At 55.6% G+C, this 21,319-nt stretch carries 18 protein-coding genes and 1 tRNA gene; 8 read left to right on the top strand and 11 right to left on the bottom strand.

The features are described 5' to 3' along the window. Positions 1-62: 62 nt before the first annotated feature. Positions 63-554, bottom strand: coding sequence for a Minf_1886 family protein (locus KK925_RS03030; protein WP_174582919.1), 492 nt, complete (start codon positions 552-554; stop codon positions 63-65). Positions 555-558: 4 nt separating this feature from the next. Beyond that, a complete protein-coding gene (locus KK925_RS03025; RefSeq protein WP_174582918.1) occupies positions 559-756 on the bottom strand; it encodes a hypothetical protein in 198 nt (65 codons plus the stop codon). A 221-nt stretch (positions 757-977) separates the two neighbouring features. Here KK925_RS03025 and KK925_RS03020 point away from each other — a divergent pair, with 221 nt between their 5' ends. The 5 genes from KK925_RS03020 (at position 978) to KK925_RS03000 (ending at position 6,849) form a co-directional block, all read left to right on the top strand. Further along, positions 978-1,877, top strand: coding sequence for a type 2 periplasmic-binding domain-containing protein (locus KK925_RS03020; RefSeq protein WP_174582917.1), 900 nt, complete (start codon positions 978-980; stop codon positions 1,875-1,877). Positions 1,878-2,006: 129 nt separating this feature from the next. After that, complete coding sequence (lpxK, locus tag KK925_RS03015) at positions 2,007-3,239, top strand: tetraacyldisaccharide 4'-kinase (protein ID WP_174582916.1); 1,233 nt, start codon at positions 2,007-2,009, stop codon at positions 3,237-3,239. Between the two features lie 106 nt (positions 3,240-3,345). Continuing rightward, positions 3,346-4,326 carry a lipopolysaccharide heptosyltransferase II gene (waaF, locus tag KK925_RS03010; RefSeq protein WP_174582915.1) on the top strand — a complete coding sequence of 327 codons (981 nt, stop codon included), beginning with the start codon at positions 3,346-3,348 and terminating at the stop codon, positions 4,324-4,326. Positions 4,327-4,334: 8 nt separating this feature from the next. After that, a complete protein-coding gene (murJ, locus tag KK925_RS03005; RefSeq protein WP_236027825.1) occupies positions 4,335-5,960 on the top strand; it encodes a murein biosynthesis integral membrane protein MurJ in 1,626 nt (541 codons plus the stop codon). Between the two features lie 154 nt (positions 5,961-6,114). Next, positions 6,115-6,849: a phosphodiester glycosidase family protein gene (locus KK925_RS03000; protein ID WP_174582913.1), complete on the top strand. Its 735-nt coding sequence runs from the start codon at positions 6,115-6,117 to the stop codon at positions 6,847-6,849. Positions 6,850-8,385: 1,536 nt separating this feature from the next. Here the strand turns inward: KK925_RS03000 and KK925_RS02995 are convergent. Then, positions 8,386-9,975 carry a tetratricopeptide repeat protein gene (locus tag KK925_RS02995; RefSeq protein WP_174582912.1) on the bottom strand — a complete coding sequence of 530 codons (1,590 nt, stop codon included), beginning with the start codon at positions 9,973-9,975 and terminating at the stop codon, positions 8,386-8,388. Continuing rightward, the gene (locus KK925_RS02990) at positions 9,968-11,128 is read right to left on the bottom strand and encodes a hypothetical protein (RefSeq protein ID WP_174582911.1); all 1,161 of its coding nucleotides are present in this window, start codon (positions 11,126-11,128) and stop codon (positions 9,968-9,970) included. The genes KK925_RS02995 and KK925_RS02990 overlap by 8 nt, the downstream gene beginning before the upstream one ends. Before the next feature lie 1,258 nt (positions 11,129-12,386). On the opposite strand from KK925_RS02990, the gene KK925_RS02985 reads away from it, so the two are divergent. Together KK925_RS02985 and KK925_RS02980 are read left to right on the top strand one after the other, a co-directional pair. Continuing rightward, positions 12,387-12,590 (top strand): PspC domain-containing protein, encoded by a 204-nt coding sequence (locus KK925_RS02985; RefSeq protein WP_174582910.1) that lies wholly within the window; start codon positions 12,387-12,389, stop codon positions 12,588-12,590. Positions 12,591-13,455: 865 nt separating this feature from the next. Then, positions 13,456-13,806 carry a cupin domain-containing protein gene (locus KK925_RS02980; protein ID WP_214096244.1) on the top strand — a complete coding sequence of 117 codons (351 nt, stop codon included), beginning with the start codon at positions 13,456-13,458 and terminating at the stop codon, positions 13,804-13,806. An 850-nt stretch (positions 13,807-14,656) separates the two neighbouring features. Here the strand turns inward: KK925_RS02980 and KK925_RS02975 are convergent. The 5 genes from KK925_RS02975 to KK925_RS02955 all read right to left on the bottom strand — a co-directional run bounded on the left by KK925_RS02975 (position 14,657) and on the right by KK925_RS02955 (position 17,569). Continuing rightward, positions 14,657-14,863 (bottom strand): hypothetical protein, encoded by a 207-nt coding sequence (locus tag KK925_RS02975; protein WP_174582908.1) that lies wholly within the window; start codon positions 14,861-14,863, stop codon positions 14,657-14,659. A 76-nt stretch (positions 14,864-14,939) separates the two neighbouring features. Beyond that, a complete protein-coding gene (locus KK925_RS02970; protein WP_174582907.1) occupies positions 14,940-15,191 on the bottom strand; it encodes a hypothetical protein in 252 nt (83 codons plus the stop codon). An 82-nt stretch (positions 15,192-15,273) separates the two neighbouring features. Beyond that, entirely contained in the window at positions 15,274-16,230 is a 957-nt protein-coding gene (locus KK925_RS02965) for a S1 family peptidase (RefSeq protein WP_174582906.1), read from the bottom strand. 455 nt (positions 16,231-16,685) lie between these two features. Then, positions 16,686-16,961, bottom strand: coding sequence for a hypothetical protein (locus KK925_RS02960; protein ID WP_174582905.1), 276 nt, complete (start codon positions 16,959-16,961; stop codon positions 16,686-16,688). 527 nt (positions 16,962-17,488) lie between these two features. Then, positions 17,489-17,569 (bottom strand) — tRNA-Leu (locus KK925_RS02955). Positions 17,570-17,804: 235 nt separating this feature from the next. Between KK925_RS02955 and KK925_RS02950 the strand changes: the two genes are divergently transcribed. Then, the gene (locus KK925_RS02950; protein WP_174582904.1) at positions 17,805-20,285 is read left to right on the top strand and encodes a glycogen/starch/alpha-glucan phosphorylase; all 2,481 of its coding nucleotides are present in this window, start codon (positions 17,805-17,807) and stop codon (positions 20,283-20,285) included. Here the strand turns inward: KK925_RS02950 and KK925_RS02945 are convergent. Both KK925_RS02945 and clpS read right to left on the bottom strand, forming a co-directional pair. Continuing rightward, complete coding sequence (locus tag KK925_RS02945) at positions 20,274-20,786, bottom strand: DUF2017 family protein (protein ID WP_174582903.1); 513 nt, start codon at positions 20,784-20,786, stop codon at positions 20,274-20,276. The two genes, KK925_RS02950 and KK925_RS02945, sit on opposite strands and share 12 nt — an antisense overlap. Then, positions 20,783-21,085 (bottom strand): ATP-dependent Clp protease adapter ClpS, encoded by a 303-nt coding sequence (gene clpS, locus KK925_RS02940; protein WP_174582902.1) that lies wholly within the window; start codon positions 21,083-21,085, stop codon positions 20,783-20,785. The genes KK925_RS02945 and clpS overlap by 4 nt, the downstream gene beginning before the upstream one ends. Between the last annotated feature and the right edge of the window lie 234 nt (positions 21,086-21,319).

The raw sequence follows: 21,319 nt of genomic DNA, 5'->3' as shown, positions 1-21,319 counted from the left end.
CCCTGGGACGACTCCCCCCAAGACCCGCCCACTCCCTAACCGTTGGGAAAAGACCCTGGGCCTTACGGGGCAGGTTCCGACGAGGCCTGGGAGTTCTTCTGAGCCCCCATTTTTCCTTTCTTTGAGCGGGCCCCTGGGCTTTTCTTTCCCTTTTTTACTGTTCGGGAATCCCGACGGGGCTGGAAGGGTTTGACAAAGGCTTCCTCAAAGCTAAATCCCTGCCGAAAATCCTCCAGCGAGTCAGCTTCCGTTTTTCCGAGAACCCCATAGCGGACAAGGTGAAAGACAACCCTGCCCAAGTCCTCACAATTCTCCACGCCCCACTCGTTGAGCACGGTTTTACTCATGGGACCGAACTCCCGCAGAGCATAGTCGCGAAGGCCCCCTAGAAGCTCCTGACCAGTGACACGAGTCCGGCCAGGGGCTCCCTTGCGTCGCAAGGATTTGAGCGTGTAATCCAAACCTTCCCGCACAAAAAGGTACACATCCTTCGAATACCGGGGATCCTCTTCGTGAATGCGTTCCACAATTTGCAAAAAGTCCCGTTTGAACATGGTCTTATGGGGTTAGGGGTTGATCTTTCACTTGATCCGGCAAGGTACACTGCGGTGGGAACAAGCGATCCCGCACAAGACCCATCATGCCACCCGCCAGCGTAAGTGCAAGAAGAAAGAGGATGAGCCTTTGTTCTCGGCGGGTGAGCCAAGGATCGAAAAGCGGGAACCGGTGAGGGAAGCGATCGGTCGGGTGAGACATGGTCGATGATTCTCCTTTCCCCTGTTGGATAGTTCGTTCCCCCCACGAAAAGCAGGGGCTTTTTTTCTCTTGCATTCGCCTCGCTTTTTCCTCGCCCGAAAGTGCTGGGCGTCGCGCGGAACGTTTCCCACGGCTTGTGCGACACCGGCCTTCCCAGGCCAATCGTTTTGGGCTTGAGCATCGCCTGGCCTGCCCTCAAAAGGGAAGGGAGTGTTTTTTGCATGCAGGCTGAGCCTTTACCAGAACCCCAGTTCCCCTCGCCCACACCGGCTCCCCGATCCTCGCTCCGCATCCTCTGCCGGATTCGCTTCCCTACCGAGCTTCTTTCGGAACTGGAAGCCGTCCTGGGAGTTTCCCTTGCGCTACGATCCGTGCCGACCGGGGAAGCGCTTCTCGAGCAGGCTCGCAAGGAACCTTGGGACCTATACACCCTGACGGATCGAGAAGTGTGGCGCTGGCGAAAACTCGCTCTTTTGCGACCCCTACCCCGTTCGTTCCGAGCCCACCCGCCACCGGTCAACTCGCTTTTTGTCCAGCACTACTTTGATCCGTACAACCGGTTCGCTTGGCCTTTTGGGTGGTGCCCGTTGGGAATTGCCTATCGCCCCGACAAAGTTTCTCCTCCCCTGGAACACTGGAAGGATCTGCGACGTTTCGGGCTCCAGTTTCGCCCACCTCAAGATGCGATACTGGCCCAAGCCCTTTACCTTGCCCTCTACGGCCGGCCCAAGGAAACCTTGGAAACAACCGTACGACAATGGCAAAAGAAGGCGGCCGAAGTCGATTTACCCATTGCTGTGGATGAGATATCGCTTCTAGAACTCGGCCTTTCCCCTCAAGCCGCCTGGAAGCTTCTGGTGCCAAAAGAAGGAAGCTGGATCAGTCTCTACCACTGGGCAGTTGCCTCAAACTCTCCGGCCCCCGAAACGGCTGCCTCTTTTGTGCAGGCAGCCAGTGAGCCCAAGCGAGCCGCTCGATTAGCCTCGGAAAACCGCCTCGCTGTCGTCAGCGAAGAGGCCCGCAAGTACGTTCCCCTAACACTGGCCCAGGATCCTCACCTTTACCCGCCTCCAACGATCCTAGATCGATGCGTATTTGCACGCCCAGATTTAATGGGGTAAACACTACAAGCGGAGTCAAGCGGCCGACGACACAGGTCTCACGGAAAAGCTTCGCTCTTCCCTCCACGGCGTCTTTGACCTTCGGGCAAGAGAAGGACACAATAGGGGGCTAGCTATTGAAAGCAGCCCATGAAAAAGGTTATTGAAGCGCTGGAACGTTTCGCGATTGAGGTGATTTCAGAACGCCGCTGGGGTCACCGGGCTACCCTTTTGCGATGGTTCCTAGGGTTTCTTTCGATCCTGTACTCATGGGGCGTCTCCTTTCGACTCTGGTTGTACCAGAAAGGTCTCTGCAAAAGCCACCCCTTGGGATGCCTCGTCATTAGCGTAGGCAACCTCACGGTGGGCGGGACCGGCAAAACCCCGATCGTCGAGAAGCTAGCCAGGGATTTGACGGGTGCAGGACGTCGCGTTGCCATCTTGAGCCGTGGCTACAAAAGTCGACGACCCCCCTTTTTCCAGCGGCTCAAAGAAAAACTCCAAGGAAGGCCGTCTGACCCCCCCAGGGTCGTTAGCGACGGGCGGCATGTCCTGTTGGACTCAGAACTGGCCGGGGACGAGCCCTACATGCTCGCCAGGAACCTTCCCAACGTTGTGGTCCTGGTTAGCCCGGATCGAGTCTTAAGCGGAAAGTACGCCATCCGGCACTTTGACGTAGATACGCTTGTCTTGGACGACGGGTTTCAGTACTTGCCTCTCAAGGAACGGTTGGACCTTGTGCTGATCGATACGGAAAGCCCCTTTGGGAATGGCAAACTTTTGCCCAGGGGGATGCTACGAGAACCTCCCAAAGCGCTGCAACGAGCCGATGTCCTTTTTCTGACCAAGTGTGAGGGGAACGACCTATCCGCGCTCAAAGCCCAGCTTCGCCGGCTCAATCCCCATGCCCCTTTTGTCGAATGCGTGCATCGTCCACGATACCTGGAAGAAGTTTTTACGGGGATTCGCCGACCCCTAGAATTCCTCCAAGGTCTCAAAGTGGGGGCCGTATCCGGTATCGCCCGTCCGGAAAGCTTTGAAAATGGTTTGCGACGCCTCGGAGCTACCCTTGTCTATTCCCGCCGGTTTGAAGATCATCATCGCTTTACCCCCGCCGAGATCCAGCGGGTGCTCGAAAGAAGCCGTGCCAGGCTAGCCAAAGCCGTCATTACCACGGAAAAAGACGCCGTCCGGATCCCTGCCCTTCCTGTTCGTCCTCCACTGCCCCTGTATTTTTTGCGGGTCGAGATCGAATTTTTGCGAGGAGCTGAGGAGCTAGAAAGACGGCTGCAACGAGCCATCCAAGGTCCTGGGCGATCTCAGATACAAAGGACCGAAGAGGCAAAGAACCCCAACGCAACCGCGGTTGTTTCCTTGTCGTGACTCCGTCTGGCTTTCTCTTTTCCCGAAACTCTCGGGAATACCACCAGGAAAACCCCTTTCCCTGCGGAATACCAGTTACGAGCGTCCTTCCCAGCCCTTTTTTCCCATGAAACCTTGTTCTTTTCCCTTGCCCCTTGTGATCCGAACGCCCAACTGGCTCGGAGATGCTATCCTATCCCTCCCGGCGCTTTGGAACCTAAAAGCTTTTCTTGGTGACCAACCCCTCTGGATAGCCTCCCCAGAACCGCTGGCAGCCCTCTGGGACGCGTGCGAGTTTGTCAACGGCGTAGTCCGGCTCCAGCGTCCCAAGGATGTGTGGGCAACGGCGCGTCAGCTACGATCCTACCGGTTTGCTGCGACCATTCTTTTCACCCAATCCGAGCGCTGCCTTCTCCAAGCACGATTAGCCGGAATTCCTTGGATCTACGGGCGCGCCCGGCGATGGAATCGCTGGTTTTACTCTACCTCCTTCCCTCTCCCTCCCCAGCCCAAGCGCAGGCATCTGGCCTGGGAATACATCGAACTCCTGCGCCCTTTTGGCATTCCCCAAGACCTTTCCTTGCCGCGTCTCCGTCTCCCCCCCCTTTTTCCTCGAGACCGGTCAAAGCGCCGCATTGCTCTGTGTCCCGGCGCCGAGTACGGACCCGCCAAACGCTGGCCGGCCCGCTCCTTTGCAGCCGTAGGAAACGCCCTACTCCAATCCCTCCCCTGTACCCTATGGATACTGGGCAGTCCAAGGGATGCGCCCGTGTGCGATGAGGTTGCTCGGTTGTGCCCCGGGGCCCATAATCTCGGAGGCCAAACCAGCTTGGGCGAATTTTTGAACTATCTTGCCTCTTGCGATCTAGTCATCTCGAACGATAGCGGAGCCATGCATGCCGCTAGCGCGCTCCAGGTCCCGACGATTGCGATCTTTGGATCTACCGATCCACAAAAAAGCGGCCCTCTGGGTTCCCAAACCTGGATTCTTCAGGAAAAAATACCCTGCAGCCCTTGTTTCCGTCGTGAGTGCCCGATCGGGTTGCGCTGCATGGAAGCGATCCCACCCCAGAGGGTCATCGAGCTTGCGTTGCCTCTGCTTGCCTAGGGATGTCCATGAAGGAAGAGCTCTCCACCCATCGAGCCGCTGCACTAGTCAGTGCCGCCGTAGCCCTGTCTCGCGTTTTTGGACTCCTCCGCGAGCTTGTCTTTGCCGCCATGTTTGGAGCTGGCAAGCTCCTCGACGCTTATCTAGCCGCCTTTCAAATCCCCAATCTTTTGCGCGACCTTTTTGCCGAAGGGGCGCTGTCGACAGCTTTTACCACCGTTTTTGCCAAGACGTGGGAAAAGGAAGGATCCGAAGCATCCTGGAAGCTCGCCAATCGGCTCTTTTCGGCCCTGTTCACCTTCATGGCACTCGTCTCGTTGCTTGGTATCCTAAGCGCCCCAGCACTCGTCTGGATCACCAACTTCGGATTTTCGTCTGTACCCGGAAAATTGGAGCTCACCATTGTCCTTACCCGTATCCTTTTTCCCTTCATTCTCTTGGTTTCGCTGGCAGCTTCGGCAATGGGTATCCTTAATGCTCGCTCGGTCTTCGGTCCGCCAGCCAGTGCATCAACCGCCTTTAACATCGTTTCGGTCCTGCTAGGGGTTCTTTTGGCTTACCTTTTCGATCCCCAAAACGAACCCTTTCATCCGCGCTTTGGCCCACGGGCCCTCTATGGAGTCTGTTTCGGAGTGCTTCTGGGGGGCCTGGCTCAACTGGCGATCCAAGTCCCCCCCCTTTCCCGGCTTGGGTATCGCTACCGATGGGATACCACCTGGAACGATCCGCATCTCCAAGAAATCTGGAAGCTCATGCTGCCTACACTGTTGGCCGGCGCAGCCGTGCAGATCAATGTCCTTGTCAACGGAGCGTTTGCCAGCCAGATCAACGGAGCTCGGTCCTGGCTATCCTGTGCCTTCCGCTTGATGCAATTCCCCATTGGGGTCTTCGGAGTCGCGATTGCCACCGTAACCCTTCCCGCTGTAGCCAGGGACCAATCTCGGGCCGATTTCCCCTCCTTCGGGCGCCGGGTAAGAGAATCCCTTCGATTGGCTTTTTTTCTGACGGTTCCCTCCTCCCTCGGCCTTGCCGTCCTGGCAGAACCACTTGTTCGACTCATCTACCAGCACGGCAGGTTTACAGCTGACGATACCCTCCAAACAGCAGGGGCACTTCAAGTGTACGCTTTAGGACTTTCAAGCTACGCAGCGATCAAGGTCTTAAGTCCCTGCTTTTACGCCTTGGATCTCCCCCAAATTCCGCTGCGAGTTTCGCTCATCGGTATCACCATCAATTTTCTTCTTAATTGGATCTTTATGCACCTGCTCCATCTCGGGCATCTGGGACTGGCTCTTTCGACCTCAGCCGTGGCGACCCTCAACTGCTGGCAACTCTGGAGAGCTCTCCCCCGGGAAGTCGCTACCGAAAACCAAAAGGGCTGGAGCACTTTCTCCCTTAAGCTTTCCCTGGCAGCCGCAGCATGCACCATCGTCGCTTATGCGCTCGAACATGGTTGGGTTCTTCAAACGCGACACGGTTACTCCCTTGCACTGAGTCTTTTCACCACCGTTGTCACGGCGGCCGGTGTATACTTTGTCGCCGGCCGGTGGCTCACTTTACCCGAAGCAACCCTCCTTTTACAGGCAGCACGCGCCCGGTGGGCCAGGATTTACCGAGGCCTGGTTGGAGTGTAAAAAGGACAGCGATCCGAGAAGCTCGGGACTGAGTTTTTCCACAGGGATATCGATGGCTATCTCTACACCCCATGGGCGCCCAAATCGAAAAAAGAACCCCAAGAGAAGAGTCTCCCTCTTTTATTCGGCAAGCACGGGCCAAAAGGTGGCACTTATGGGCGCTAGTTTTTTGGCTGCTTTGCCCTTGCCCGCCAGGGCGCTCTCCTGTTCAAGCCAACCTCTCCCTTTTGGAACGGCAATCCACTGCGTGGTAGAACTTTCCCAGGACCGCCTGGAACTTTTCTGGAAAAATCCGGCCGGGCAACCCTTTGGCTCTTTCCACAGCCTCTTCCATTACCTAGAGGCTCAAGGCAAAAAGGTTCTTTTTGCCACAAATGGAGGCATGTACGAACCGGATCTTTCTCCGGTCGGTTGGTACGTAGAGGGGGGCAAAGAGCTTGTGAAGCTCAATCAAAGGAAAGGATTTGGGAATTTTTATCTCAAACCCAACGGCGTGTTGGCCTGGAATCGCTGGCAAGCTTGGATTGGCCCTTCCGAAGAAATGGAGGCCAAGCAAGCGGATTTCCTTTGGGCTACTCAATCCGGTCCTCTTTTAGTGCACCACGGAGAAATAACCCCTGCAATCCCCATGCACAGCCGCTCGCGCTACATACGAAATGGAGTGGGCCTGCTCGATCGCCACCGGGTCGTTTTCGTTATTACCGAAACCCCGGTGACGCTCTATGAGTTTGCTCTCATCTTTCGCAAGAATTTTTCCTGCCGGGAAGCACTCTACCTGGACGGTTCCATTTCGAGTATCTACTCTCTTCCCCTAGGCATCTGGAAAGAAAGGGGTCCAATGGGACCCATTCTCGCCGTGTGGACCCCTGCGAACACCCAATCCCGGTAGCCCGGAGGGATTGCTTTTCGGGATCTGGGGACGCCAGGCTGACCTCGACATGTAAGAAGGTGTCCCCTTCGCCCTCTCGTAGCGAAGACTTCTCTCCGAGTCAAGGCATCGGAAGAAGGTCCCCTGAAGGAGACCCTGGAGCGAAAGGTACATTTGTGTCCCAAGCGATCGTCCCAATGAACGCGCTAAAAGGAGGGTGCCGTGAAAAACAGTACGTGGAGTAGTGGCTCTTGGCCTTCCCCTTGGGACTCTTACCTTTCCGGATCCGGGAGCATCACGCCAACCTTTAAAGCTCGTGGTCTTTCGCTGGCCAGTAACCCCCAGACGCAGTAGAGGCCTCTGCTTCTTCTTCCTTGCTTCGCATGCTGAAGGAGTTCCGGTTTTCTTGCAAAGATTTCCTGCTGAAGCCCGGGCGGATTTGAAGACTCTTCTGGGCTTACTCGTGACGTTCCAAGGACCGTTGGAGATCCAAGAAAAGAAAAACCTTTGTTCTTGAGAGAGGAAGCAAAAAGCCGGTGGAACTTGTAGGCGCTCGAAGGAGAGGGGAGGCTTGCGTATCTTTGCTTGAGCCAAGCGAGGCCAAGCTCCAAGAGGTATTCTCGCGATCTTCCCAAAAGATCGGTGGCCTTGGCTTACCCGCCGGAGTCAAGTGATCGAGGCGAACGGCAATGGCATTAGATAGGTCATTGCCGGAGGAAAATGGCCACGCATTGAGCAATGGAGCCCGACGGAAAAGCTGGGTGGCTTCTCCTAAGGAGGGATTGGCCGAAATTCCCAAAACGATCGCGAAAAAAGCCGATCCGCTCACACTGGGGAGCCCGGTCCATTGGAGCGCTCTTTTGCCTCCGAGCCGATCCATACTTCGTTGTACGGGGTCGACCCTGAGGCCCGCTTCGGGTGGAAACGTAAAAAGAGTAGCGGACCCCAGAAAGGGAAGCGATCGAGAGATAATATCTGGTGCAGCCCCGTCTCTCCCCGCCGGAAGCTTCCCCCGGAGAGATCCTCACTCATTCCGAAGCGACTCGCCGAGGTTTGAATCGGGCCTTTTGCCAGCTCAAAAGCTTCCTAGAAGTCCGTTCCGTGAATCCCTGGCCGGGGCGACGACCCGAATCCGCACTTCCATCCAGATCTTTTTTGGCCTACAGGCTTACCCCCCGCCTCCGAAGCCAATCGATCTCGAAAGGCTTCGACGGAGGAAATTTCCTAAACCCTTCGTCGCTTTTAAGTTACCCGGGTAAGCGCGACTTTTCTCTAAAGGCACATTTGAGCGCCGAATGCTTTGCGAAATACGTAAAGAAGGAAACGAACGATTCGAAAAAAATGGCCCTGCTTCCCCTTGTTTCTCGGGGGCCGAAAGGGATCGAGCACGTGGGCAGGACAAAACCATTCATTCGCTCGGCTACAGTCACTTACCTTCAAACAGTGTCGAAATTAAGCGAGAACACGCCGGACTAAATAGAAGTTCTATCAACACGAAGAATCTCTCAATCTATTGAGACTACTAGCCCAGCACGGAAAGAGCTTCTCAGGGATCTCTTATGCCAGCTGGCTGCGGACCTTCTCAACTTCCTGGGCCACCGCCGCTGCCTCCTCCTTCCGGCCCAGCTTGGCCAGCGCGGTGCCTAGGGTGGTGAGGCTCGCGACCAGGGCGGGAAGAAAAACCTGAGGGTTCTGTGAAGCGAGTTTCCGCAAGAGGTCTACGGCCTCCTGTGTAGCTGCAAGTGCCTCCTGGCCACGTCCTAGGTTAACGAGCGTGGTGCCTAAGTTCTTGAGGCTCGCGGCCAGGGCAGGAAGAAAAATCTGAGGGTTCTGTGAAGCGAGTTTCCGGTAGAAATCTACGGCCTGCTGAGTGGGTTCAAGCGCCTCCCACCACCGGCCCAGCTTAGCCAGGGTATTGCCCAGGGTGGCGAGGCTCGCGGCCAGGGCAGGAAGAAAAACCTGAGGGTTCTGGGCGGCCAGTTTGTGGCGGATACCCAGCGCCTCCTGGACGACCGCCAGTGCCTCCTCCCGCCGGCCCAAGTTGGCCAGCATAGTGCCAAGGTTGGTGAGGCTCATGGCCAGGTCAGGGAGAAAGGCCTGGGAGTTGTCCATGACCAGTTTTCGGTAGAGTTGCACAGCCTCCTGTGTGGCTGCGAGCCCCTCTTGCCACCGACCTAGGTTAGCGAACATTCCGCCCAAGTTGGTGAGGCTGCTGGCCAAGTGGCAGAGGAAAGCCTGAGGGTTCTGGGCGGCCAGTTTCCGGTAGAGGTCTACGGCCTCCTGTGTGGCTGCAAGTGCCTCCTCCCGTTGGCCCAAAGCGGAAAGGTAGGTCCCAAGGTTATTGAGGCTCGTCGCCAGGCTGGGAAGAAAAGCCTGAGGGTTCTCCTCGGCTAATTCGCGGTGCAGGTTTACCGCCTTTTGCTGGTGTTCCAGTGCGCGAAGGTGATCCCCAAGTTGCCCATAAAGGAAGGCCAATTCCGTGTGCAGGCCAGCTAGCAGGGGACGATGTGGGGTCCGTTTGCGAGCCTCTCCCTCCAACTGGCGTTCATAGAAACGGATTCGGCCGCGCACTTCGGCCTCAGGCAGGTTCCGATGACGGCTGGCTGGGATCCATGGTTCCCACAAGAGGTCTCCCTCTGACGGTGAGGGCGCAGGAGCGATCTCGAAAACTCCGCTGTTGGCAGAAAAGAGATCCGCCGCCCAAAGGCTAAAGGCCCGCAACCCGGCCGGAGTGACCCAGAACACCACAGGTGCCCCCAATCGGGCCAGGGCGTCGCGCTTCATGTTCAGGTCCTGAAGCACCCGTTGGGCCCTTTCGACCCGTTCGGCCAGCGTTCCCCCAAGGCTCACCTCCAGGTCAGCCCATTCCAAATCGACCGCATCCAGTAGAACGACCGACCCGCGATTCTGTTCCAGCTGCTCCTTCAACGCGTTCAGATCCAGAGGCGCCTCCGGAGAGACTCTAACCTCCACCAGAGGCCGACCGCCAAGGATGCGGCCCAGCGCCTCCTTCCCCTTCACTGGTGGCCCGCCGGCCGGATCTACGACGAAAAAGAACGCGGCTCCTTCCAAGAGAGTTAAAGCCTCCCGGAACCACGCAAGGGGTGCCGAGCTCTCGTCGGCCTCGACACTCGCAGGTTTAGCCACGGGTTATTCCCCCTCCGCTTCCGGCGGGCGTTTTTTCCAAGAGCGCCCGAACTGCTGGATGAAGGTCCCACCAGGTCTCCCCATTGTACTCTAACACGCTCATGTTCCGTAACAACCGGTTCCCCGCCAAGGAAGGCACTTCATCCAAACGCTTTGTCTCATACACCCGCCATAAATGCTGGTAGTCTTCTACCTTCAAGATGCGACGGAAGCTGTTCTGAATCTCCTGGAAGGCGCACTGTACGTCCTCACAGGTGATCCGTGCATTGTTCCGGTGACACGCCGAAGTCACTGCACCCCGCGCCAGGCGCAGGAGTTCCCGCAACAGACCACCTGAAGCATCGACCAGGATATCCAAGGCCTCGGGAGTGATTAGTTTCTCTTCCATCCGCTTGAGGATGAGCTCTTTCAGCATCTTCCGACCCGCTTCATACGGGGTGCCATCGGACTGTCGCGTCTTGACGTTAGGCAGCAGGAAGTTGCGGTGGAACTGCTGGCGCACTTGCTGGAAGTCATCTCGGTAGAAAAGTGGGTAAGGTAGCGTGTAGATAACCCGGCAGGCCGGTGAAATCAGCGCATTGGCACCGTTGAGGAATAGCCCGGCCGCCTGATCTAGGTCGTAGATTTTGTCCAGCCCATCCACCACGATGAGGATGCGGCGGCCGAACTGCTTGCGGAAGTCGGTCAACAAATCATTGAGGCGCTCTAGCAGGTCCGAGAGGTTGGCCTCGGTTTGCGCCCGCACATGCTGCCGGAAAGGGCTTTCCTTGGCCAGCCGGGAGCCAATTGTGAACAGAGCCAGGTTCACATTGACGCTGGTGTCTGTTTGGCACTGCTGCTTCTCGACCCGCTCCAGAATCTTCTTCTCGTACCAGAAGTGGAGGTTTTGGAGTTTTTGGGAATCGACAGGAATGTCTTTTTTTTCGGCTTCTTTGAAAACTTTCAACCCGAGAATAACGAGTAGATCGGTATAGTGTACATCTGCAAGATTGAGTTCTTCCTCGACACTAACATACACGGGAACATGGTCGCTCTTAAGTGCCTCAATGAGGCGATGAAGCTCCGTGGTCTCCCCGCACCCCTGCTGGCCGGAAAAGAGGCTCTTGTCGTCCTCCCTAGGATCCAGTCGCAGTTCGTCCAGCAGGGTCTCCACGCGACTCTCCGGTGGACGGTCCACGTAAAAAGCCTTTAGCCAATCCCCCGACAAGGGGCGGAGAGGATCTAGATTGGCATAGGCTTCCTTTAGAGTGGATGCAGGAGGCAAGGTGGACATTTTTCCATCTCTCCTCAACTTAAACTGCGCCTTAATAGCGTGCGTTTGAGCTCGCTAGAGGCCGCGATGTCAAGGGCCACTGTAACCCTCTCGGCTTAAGCAGGCAACCCCCCCGTTTCTTCTCAAGAGAACCCTTTGCGGAGGCCCGAAGCGATGGAAGGGTTCCGGTGGGACTGGCCATCGACTTGCTCGAAGATGATAGCGCCGGACGCTCCGGGCGCCACTAACCACCGGCACCCCGGACGCAGCTCGCAACCCCATCCGGAGGGCCCATTCTCATTTTGACGGCTACCCTGCCGGTTCCCAACCTACAAGAGCGGCTCCAGAAGTTGCTGAGCCCCGTTGTCCCAAGCATCACAGCCGCCGCAAGAGTGACTCACAATTTCTTGCCTTTGACCGCAAAGGCTGAGGGAAACTCGAGGAAGAAGCAAGGGAGAAAGTGGACGGTCGATTGAAAAGCTTTCGAGTGTTTCCTCTAAACTCTAGAGGCGCCGGACTCAACAGAATGTCTCTTAGTAGTAGTCTAGAGTCGATTGAGAGTATCACCCAAATAAAAGGTTCTCTCATCCCAGAGCTGACTGCGGATCTTTACCAAAATCCTGGGCCACCGCCAATCCCTCTCTCACCGGGCCGGCGCGACAAGGACGGTACCCAGATTTTGCAGGGCATGGGCGCATTCGACGCCTGTGGCTGCTGCTCTCACAAGTCCTCAGGACACAGCTGCACACAACTCCTCAGTGCAGGGTGCGAAACGGCGTGGGCAGGACGGCGTTTTACGCCTTGACCCACGCCCGCCGCGAAAAGCAGGCCACGCACGCAAAAGTTCCTTGCCTCCGCTCTCCCATCAAAGTCCATTCCCTTTTGCTCATTGTCCTTAGGAGCTCTTCGCGCCCTTGTACCAGGGAAAAGTGGCCTTTCCCATTCTTAGCCCTTTACTCGGCGCGTGCTAGCGAGATTTTCCAAGCTAACCATCTCCTGCAATCTTCCGTGCAACCAAATGACCACCCGTATTCTTGGCCTGTTCTCCTCTTCGGGAATACAGCATTGGGAATCCTCAAGTTTCCGATCCTAGACGGATCTTTCCTCGGGCTTGCTTGGGCTTTCTGGTTAGGCTTTTTTACCAAAAACCCGTTGCACGGTGTCACCACCTCTCCGAAAACTATGCCGCAGCCGGAACCGCAAACTCCTAGGGGTATGCGCGGGGCTGGCAGAATACTTTGACATTGATCCAACGCTTGTGCGCCTGTTATGGGTCACAGGAGCGCTCTTTACTGGTCTTTTTCCAGCCCTGCTTCTCTACTTCATCTTTGCCCTGGTGATGCCGGAGGCCGAAGACCCTTAAAAGTCTCCTTCCCGAGAAGGGAAATTCCACGGCAAGGGCCTCTTGGCTCCCATGAAAAGATCCACACCTCCGTAGGACGAGCTCACAATAAAAAGACCCCCGCAACACTGACTGCGTGGGATGGCCTAGATGGAAGAACAATCTCGAAAAACGACGACACCAAAATTTTTACTGAAAAAAACCGGAGGAACGAAACCCTCGGGCACCAGAACAAAGAAAAGAACTAAGACCTTTTCTTTTTCACTTACGTTCTGGCGCGATAGCCGCTAAAAGGACCACCACCGGGACGAAAAAGCCCACTTATAAGTGTCGCTCCAAGAACCAGGGTTCTGCCGGAAAAGCCTGACGTGGAGAATCCCAAAAGTTGGAATCGCCAGGCACGTTTCCCAAAAGCAAAAGCTCGGCGGGCTTTCTTTGATCGCCAAATCAAAGGGTTTGCTACTAGTTTGAGGTAGGGGTAAACCAACGGCCTTTAACAAGGGTCCCCTGACAAAAGAAAACCCCTTGGGAAATTGGGATAGCCTGCGCCGTCTAGGGTTCCTTCTGAGTCGAGGCTTTTCAAAACCAAGAGGCCAAATTCCCGGTTGTCCCAAGGACTCGAAAAAAATGGACGAGGAAGAAAGCTTTTCCACTCCACGAGGTATTTTGCCACGCGATTCCCAGAGAACTTTTCTCTTGGGTGCAAAAAAGGAGTCAATCTTTGCTCAGGAACGAGCCCAGGGGTACTTTTCTCTGGGGCAAGGCCCAAGCGTTGGGAAGAACCGGAAGTGGCTTTTCTACAGCCAAAAAGGTGTTTTCACGGAGGAAAAGTTCGTCTTAGGGGGAAATGATGGAACGATTTCGAACACAGGATCTAAGGGCTTTTGTGACGTTAGATGGTTCAGAAGTTCGCGAGCTTGTTGCCTACCGAAATTCGACCGCGAAAAACCAAAGCTTGGCCGAAGCAAGACTCCGCCCAGGACAGAGCACACGACTCCATCTCCATAGGACAAGTGAGGAGATCTACTACATCCTGTCGGGCATGGGAAAAATGCGCATTGGGGGCCAGGTGGATTCCGTGGAACCCGGAACAGCGGTTCTTATCCCCCCAGGAGTGCCTCACCAGATCACCAACACGGGGACAAATCTTTTGATCTTCCTTTGCATCTGTGCTCCTCCCTACGAACATGAAGACACGGTCCTACTGGATGAACCGGTCGATGCACAAAACGCTTAGCGTTTTTCCAAAGCAAAACGAAGTCGGGCAAGCACCGAATACCTTGAAACGGTGGTTTCGCTTAAGGCGGTGCGGGCTTTAAGATTTCTGTCGCACATGAGCGATAAGTAAACGGCCGGTGCGCTTCCTTTTCTTTGCAGATCCTGCAAACCGATCCGGTTATCCACTAGTTGGAGGAAAGGGATCACAACTGTTCCTACACCCATAGAGAACCATTCGCCTAGCAGGGAGGATCCTCCGGGAGGCCAGCCCAACAGTCCTGCGGACAATTCGCGTGCCTGGGTTTGACTGCCAAAGTCCAGATGGCGTCCCCGTCCCGCGTTTTCGGGGACAGAGGCGCAGGAGGGGGAGTCGACCCTCTCCCCACCGGCGATGCGCTCCTTGCGTCGCTTGGAGTTTTTTGCAACTCCCCGCCATAGAAACGACTACACATGTTTTGTCGGATTCCTTGCGCGTAGGGCGAAGGTGACCTAACCACTGTTGCGTGGGAGGCACGCCTGCCTCTCGCACGGATAACGCGTTCCGAGAGACCCAATCCTCTCAAGGCGAGGGGGGACCCGGGCCCGCGCTATCGGAAAAACTTGTGCCATGACGGCGCGCATGGTCGACCATGCCCATCAAAGAAGCGCAGGCCACATCCGCTCTCCTTCCCGATCGAAATGGACCTTTCCTTCGAGCTTAGACCCGGAGAACATGAAGCTATCCGTCCGGTCAGGCCAAACCGCCGTAGCAAGGATCAATGGCCCTCGTTAAACGGACACACAAACCCGCATGTCTGCAAAAAACACTTGGCTCCCTCCCCCCCGGAGAGCGTCGCATGGGTATTCAAGCAACGCCCCCTGTCCGACCGTCACCTGCAAAACCGCGTCTGGTAAGGGAAACGAGCAAGCTTGCCCATGTGATCGCTTCGAGCAGGTTCTTCGCACGGTTCGTGCATGGCTTTCTTCTCGTAAAGCCTGGCACACAAGGAAACCATGACCCCACGGAGATCGCACACAAGATCGTCGGTCATCTCATTGGCATCCCCCAACAGGATGGATCGACCCTGCCTGGCCAATGCCGCCCAACGTTCCCTCCAGATACGCGAAACCCAAACCCCTTAGCCCGTCGCGCTCCTCGGACCCGGATGGCGCCTACTTCCGATGAGAGATCTGCCTAACCCGAACCCTCTCCGATGCCCGTGTCTCTCCGAGCCGACCCCCTCGCCGGCCTTGATGATCGGCAACCGTTTCCCTGAGAACCCATTGAGAGAACCCAAGCCAATTCCCTCTCTCCATCCGCTTTTTGATCGACGCTACCGCCACCCACGCGTAGAGGACCACCCGATCGAATGGCACCGCCTCCGCATGCACGATTACCCCGCCCCCTCGGTAACTCTTCTGCAAGCACAAGCAAACGCCCCTCCTTCCCGATCCCCTCACCCGTCTTACTAGCCAACACCCTGCCGCTTGGCCCACGCATGTACCTTCATTCGGATATGCTCCCATCCCAAGCCTTATATGGCCCTATATGGTTTAGCTGTCGGTAACCTCCACCGAGCATTTTTGTCCTTTTCCCCAACGGGACACCCCTCGGCGCGTTGTCCAGCGGTTCTCCTTGGGATTGTATCAAGCGAAACGCCCGCCAAAGGGCGTCCCGGGGGACGACGACAGCTTCTTCTTGCCCACCAGCAACGCGGTGGCCAAAGTAGAGTCCCACAACTCTTCCAGAATGGGTCAAAACTGGACTTCCACTAAAGCCAGCACCTCCGGCTCCCCGAAACAACTCCACGTCCGGCCCTCCAGAAACACTCCCCCCTTTTCGACCGGGAACCCATCTTCCAAGGTAACTCAAGGAATGCTCCGCCATCTGTCGGATCAACCGAAACCCTTGGACATAGGATTTTGCGTGGGGAAAACCTACGAGCTTGACCTCCGTTCCCGGTGCTAGGGCTAGGTCAGAGTCAGCAAGAGCTAAAGGAAAGACCGTCTCCAAGTAACGGGAGGGAAGGTTTACTCGCAAGGCAGCCAGATCTTGATCGGGATCCAGCCAGAGGATCCGAGCCGCAAGCCACGGCGTAGACTTAAAGCGAACCCAGATCTTACAAAACCGATCGCGAAGGGCTCGGTCTACAGCATGGCGTGCTGTAAGCACTCCGCCTGTCTTGGTCACCAAGAAACACGTGCTCACACTCCAAGAGGGATCCACGGTAAAAAGGAATCGTCCGACCCTCCACGCCCGATTGGTGACAATGATCCCGATGCCCTTGTCATTCCATTGAGGAAGGGTTTCGAGTTCCAACTGGCGCGAAGAAAAAACAAAAATGCCGAAGCGGAATAAAAAGAGGACCACGGAAACAGTGAGGAGCCACGCAAGGCCTCGTATCCGGATCGAACCACCAGTCCTTTCCTGGAGGGGCTCCTCGTTGGGTCCTAATTCTGCCACAGAAAGTTCCCTTGGCGCACTAGCAAGGACGTTTTTTTTCCTAGAAGATCCTACCGAGACCTTGCCCCAAAAGTCTCTTTTTCGAGAGGCAAATGGATATTCTCCCTGCCTCCCTTCTCACATTTGGCCGAGACACCCGGCGGCTGCCTTGTGGGGATTTTGGAACCTGTATAACGGCTATATTAATTTAATCCAAAAGCAGGTCCATTGCCCCTGAGCGGACTTTCGCTTCCTCATCCGCCCCGTGAACCCTCCCTATTACATCGGTGGCCACCACCTTCTCTTTTCTCCCAGCCAGTTCGGGTCGCCTCGCTCAAGGACGAAAACCATGGAAATCTGGGCCACTTTTGCCAAAAACCTTGCTGGTGCAAAGCGTTCCCGCGGCAATACAGTTCCGGGTACACCAGGCAGAGAAAAAAATCCTCATGAGGGAAAAAACACTTCCTGCAAAACCTTTATCCGGCCGGGCGAGCCCGGCGCTTCCCAGGACCTTTGGTCCTTTCCGGAGCTACAGGGGGAAAAAGGGTACGGAGGGCTCGTTCCTGAGGAGTGTGCAATTCCTCCCGTAACCGCCGCAGTCCCTCGTCCACATCTTCCACTCGAAAGTAAAGCTCGCCGGTTCCCGGATCAAAAGCCCGAAAATATCCCAGAGCATATAGGCGCCAAGCCCACCGTTGTTCGATTTTTAAGTATCGAGCTAGTCCGCGAATCCCACGAATCGTTTCGCCCATTCCTTCTTTTCGGTTGATTGCATCCGACCTAGATGGACCCCGGCGGGTAGAGGGAAGGGAGCCCAAACCCCTCTTGGGGTGCGCTCGGTAGCGAGCAAGCCGTGGCTTCTAACCCACCCGCGCACTCAAGCTAACCCATAGCCTGGCTTCTTCTACATGGTAACACAAACAGAGCCCGGCAAGTCTCTCCTGACCGTAAAAATGTTGGTCCAACAACCCTTTGAGACAAGAGACCCTCCGGGGCCCTCAATGTTTCGAAAAAAATTCCCTTCTTCCCCGGGAGCCCACCGGCCATGAAGAACTCTATGGCTTTGTCTCCCAGCTCCCAAGGGATCGGGTTTCCTCGTTACCCCACACATCCCCTTATGCAAGGGGCTCTTGCATCCCAAAACTTGTTTCTTCAAGGAGCAGGGAAGAGCGACCCAACAACCCAAAGGGGGAGCGATTGAACCCCCATGCCTCCCGTGAGCTAATCCAGTGTCGGCCCCGCGGGACTGACTTCTCGCCGACCGGGAGCTCAGTTTTCTTGCGCTCGGCAGGACTTGAACCTGCACGGGTTTCCCCACTAGAACCTGAATCTAGCGCGTCTGCCATTCCGCCACGAGCGCCTGGAATTGGCTTACCCAGTGTGATTATGCCAGCAAGAGCTTCCGGCTGCAAGGACCTCGCCGGTCGGCAGGCCAAGGCCTAACGGCTGAAGGCGTTCTTTTTTCTTGCGCCAGCTACTCCCAACCTGTAAACACCATGACCCTCCCAAGGACGTAATGGGGGACAGCTTAACCCCAGAGAGGCACACAAAAGCGGTATAATCCGTGCTTCTTATTCGAGAACGAGAATAAAACCATGACGGGCCAGCTTTCCCCGAGCGTGTTTGCTCAAGCAAAAACGGCTTCAGGTTTCCGAGATGCCATTCTCTTTTATCTCCGGGCCCATTTAGCCCGAACCCCCAAAGGGGCAAGCTTACGCGACTGGTGGATGGCGACAGCCCTGGCGGTCCGGGACCGGATTGTGGAACGGCTGCTCCGCACACAGGATGCCTACAAGCGCCGGCGGGTCCGAAGCCTCTACTACCTTTCCATGGAATATTTCCCAGGGAAACTCCTCAAAAGCTACCTGGCCAGCGAAGGTCTTCTGGAAACGGCTGCGGAAGCGCTCGAAACGCTGGGTTTGGATTTAGATAGACTTTCCGAGGAGGAACGCGACATGGGACTGGGCAACGGGGGACTAGGACGGCTGGCATGGTGTCTTATGGAGTCGCTAGCTACCCTCGGTTACCCGGCAATCGGCTACGGGATTTATTACGAGTTTGGCGCTTTCCGGCAGCGCTTTGAGAATGGCCACCAGATAGAGGAACCAGACGAGTGGCGAGAGCGTGGAGACCCCTGGACGATTCTGCGTCCGTCCCGAAGTCACAAGGTGCCCCTCTATGGAAGGTTAGAACAAGGGCAACAAACCAGAAACTCCCGATGGGTGCACACCAAGGAGATCATTGGGATTGGTCACGACCTTCCTGTACCAGGCCACAGAAATCCAACCGTCAATTTCGTCCGGCTTTGGAGCTCCCATCCCCCCGAAGAGCTCGATCTAGAAGCGTTTAACCAAGGGGGATATTTTGAAGCCGTCCGAGAAAAGACTTTCTGCGAAACGATCTCCAAGATCCTCTATCCCAATGACAAAACGGAAAGCGGCAAGGAACTCCGGCTTGTCCAGCAGTACTTTTTTGTGTCTTGCTCCCTACAGGATATCTTGCGGCGCTTCCGGCGGCTTCACGAGGAATGGGAAGTTCTCCCGGATGTGGCAACCATTCAACTCAACGATACGCATCCCGCTCTAGCTGTAGCCGAGCTTATGCGGCTTCTTGTGGATCGAGAAGGGGTTTCGTGGGAGAAAGCCTGGCAGATCACCACCCGAACCTTTGCCTACACCAATCACACGCTTTTGCCGGAAGCCTTAGAAAAATGGAGCGTCCCCCTTTTCGAAAAGGTCCTGCCGCGTCACCTCGAAATCATTTATGAGATCAACCACCATTTTCTCCAAGAGGTAGAAAAACGATGGCCGGGGGTTGTGGAGCGTAAAAGGAACCTTTCGCTCATCGAAGAGGGTTCTCCCAAAATGGTTCGGATGGCGCACTTGGCCGTGCTGGGAAGCTTTGCCGTCAATGGCGTTTCGGCTCTCCACTCAAGACTTTTGTGCGATCGGCTCTTTCGAGATTTCCACCTCATGTTCCCCGAGCGGTTTCACAATAAAACCAATGGGATTAGCCCCCGTTCCTGGCTTCTTCTAGCCAACCCCCCTTTGGCCAAGGTCATTACAGCTGCCATCGGGGACCGGTGGGTTCATGATCTGGAAGAGCTACGGCAGCTGGAAGGCCTTCTTGAGGACCCAGGATTTCAAGAGGCTTTCTGGAAGGCCAAAGAACAAAATAAAAAAGAGCTTGCCAAGCTGATTGGAAGACTCTGCGGGGTTCGCGTGGACGAGCACGCTACTGTGGACGTACAAATTAAGCGAATCCATGAATACAAACGGCAACATCTGAATCTTCTGCACATCGTCGCTCTCTATCGCAAGCTCCTGGAAAATCCCGATTACCTCCCGCATCCTGTTCTTATCCTTTTTGCGGGAAAAGCAGCCCCAGGCTATGAAATCGCCAAGTGTATCATCAAAGCAATTCACGCGGTTGCTCACAAAATCGAACGAGATCCTCGTGTCCGCGAAAAACTGCGGGTGGTCTTTTTGCCAGATTATGGGGTGTCGCTAGCGCAAAAGATTATCCCAGCAGCAGAAATTTCCGAACAGATCTCCACGGCCGGTCGAGAGGCATCCGGCACCGGTAATATGAAACTGGCCTTAAACGGCGCGGTGACCTTAGGAACCTGGGACGGTGCTAACATTGAAATTGCCGAAGAGGTGGGCCAAGAAAATCTCTTCCTTTTTGGATTACGAGCGGAAAGGATTGCCGAACTCATACAGGAAGGATATTCGCCATGGGATGTTTATGGGAAAAACCCGCCGTTGCGGGAAGCGCTGGACTGGCTCACTCTAAGCCCTGATTTCCTGCCGGGAGAGCCCGCCGACAGGTTGGTCCCGTTGCGAGAGACCCTTTTGGAAAAAGGAGACCCCTTTTTTGTGATGGCTGACTTTGACGCCTACGCCCAGACACGAGAAGAGGCTTTCCGTGTCTATGTGGACCGGAAAAGCTGGATAACCAAATCCCTCCTGCATGTAGCTCGGATCGGCAAGTTTTCCAGCGACCGGACGGTCCAAGAATACGTGCAACACATCTGGAGACTCCGTCCTGTCTCCCTCTCTGCCCTACGAACCTGAAAGAAACGAGAGTAGTGTCTCCTGGAGATACGCTAGAAAGTGGATTTCCCAAAGCGCTCTTTGGAGCGCACGGGAACTCACCCAAAGGGGATTTCGATTCATCTCCTCCTCGCCGATTCCGTGTTCCACGGCAAGGGTCAATCTCCGATCGTTGATGATGGAAAGAAAAATATCGAGTTCTTCCTTTTCCAAAAGAAGACCTGACCTTCCCGTCCCCGGGATCGGCCGGAGTCGCTGCAACCATTGTTCCACCAGCTCTGCCCGCTCCGATCTCCAGCTTAGCCGGGTTTCTTTAAGGAGTTCGCCGGCTTCTTCCCCCTCTGCCCCCTGGAGAGACTCACGGCTCACCGATCCCACCCAGTACCGTTGCAGGGGCTCAGGAAGCTCGGCCAGCTCCGTTCGGTAATGGTCTCGAAGGGCCAGAAGAGAAACCCACAGGGCCTCCTTTTCTGGACCCTCCAGTTCCAAGGCTAGCTTACCTTCGATCTGTCGGACTCTCACACCCGCTCCATAGTGGCTTGCAGTCCATAGGATTGCAACTGGTGAACGATGAGCTCTGCTTTTTCACGCGTCTCCCGGGCTACAACGCTTTTGCCTTTGTGGTGCACCTCCAGCATATGATGCGTGGCTAGTTGTTTACTCATATTGAGTACCCGCTGAAAGACGTACACCACATAGCTCATGAGATTGACCGGATCGTTCCATACCACGACGCCCCACAACCGCTCAAAGGCATCACGAACCTTAGATTCTACGTCCTCCTGTTCAATCGTTTCTGGAAGAATGAGCTCAGCTGCCATGGTCGTCTCCCTCCTTCACCCAAACATCCAGCCATTGAACCGTGTGCCATTCGATTACCCGCTCTAAACGATACTAACAAGCCATGAAGCGATCAACCGCAAGCCGGTCCTTGTTTTTTTTCCATCTTCCCTGACGTGCTCCCTTCGTTTCCTGGCTGGGAAAATTCCCTCCTTGTCGCACCACAACTCTCTTTTTCCGGATCCCGGGACCATTGGCCCTTATGGATAAAGCTT

The sequence above is a fragment of the Candidatus Methylacidithermus pantelleriae genome (assembly GCF_905250085.1).
In the GTDB taxonomy this organism is placed as follows: domain Bacteria; phylum Verrucomicrobiota; class Verrucomicrobiia; order Methylacidiphilales; family Methylacidiphilaceae; genus Methylacidithermus; species Methylacidithermus pantelleriae.
The sequence above is the reverse complement of the archived record's forward strand: the minus strand, read 5'-3'. Positions and strand labels throughout refer to the sequence as shown.

Bases quoted from the DNA above. Each gene is read 5' to 3' on its own strand.
- KK925_RS03030 (WP_174582919.1), bottom strand. From the start codon at position 554: ATGTTCAAACGGGACTTTTTGCAAATTGTGGAACGCATTCACGAAGAG.
- KK925_RS03025 (WP_174582918.1), bottom strand. From the start codon at position 756: ATGTCTCACCCGACCGATCGCTTCCCTCACCGGTTCCCGCTTTTCGAT.
- KK925_RS03020 (WP_174582917.1), top strand. From the start codon at position 978: ATGCAGGCTGAGCCTTTACCAGAACCCCAGTTCCCCTCGCCCACACCG.
- lpxK (WP_174582916.1), top strand. From the start codon at position 2,007: ATGAAAAAGGTTATTGAAGCGCTGGAACGTTTCGCGATTGAGGTGATT.
- waaF (WP_174582915.1), top strand. From the start codon at position 3,346: ATGAAACCTTGTTCTTTTCCCTTGCCCCTTGTGATCCGAACGCCCAAC.
- murJ (WP_236027825.1), top strand. From the start codon at position 4,335: ATGAAGGAAGAGCTCTCCACCCATCGAGCCGCTGCACTAGTCAGTGCC.
- KK925_RS03000 (WP_174582913.1), top strand. From the start codon at position 6,115: ATGGGCGCTAGTTTTTTGGCTGCTTTGCCCTTGCCCGCCAGGGCGCTC.
- KK925_RS02960 (WP_174582905.1), bottom strand. From the start codon at position 16,961: ATGGGCGAAACGATTCGTGGGATTCGCGGACTAGCTCGATACTTAAAA.
- KK925_RS02950 (WP_174582904.1), top strand. From the start codon at position 17,805: ATGACGGGCCAGCTTTCCCCGAGCGTGTTTGCTCAAGCAAAAACGGCT.
- clpS (WP_174582902.1), bottom strand. From the start codon at position 21,085: ATGGCAGCTGAGCTCATTCTTCCAGAAACGATTGAACAGGAGGACGTA.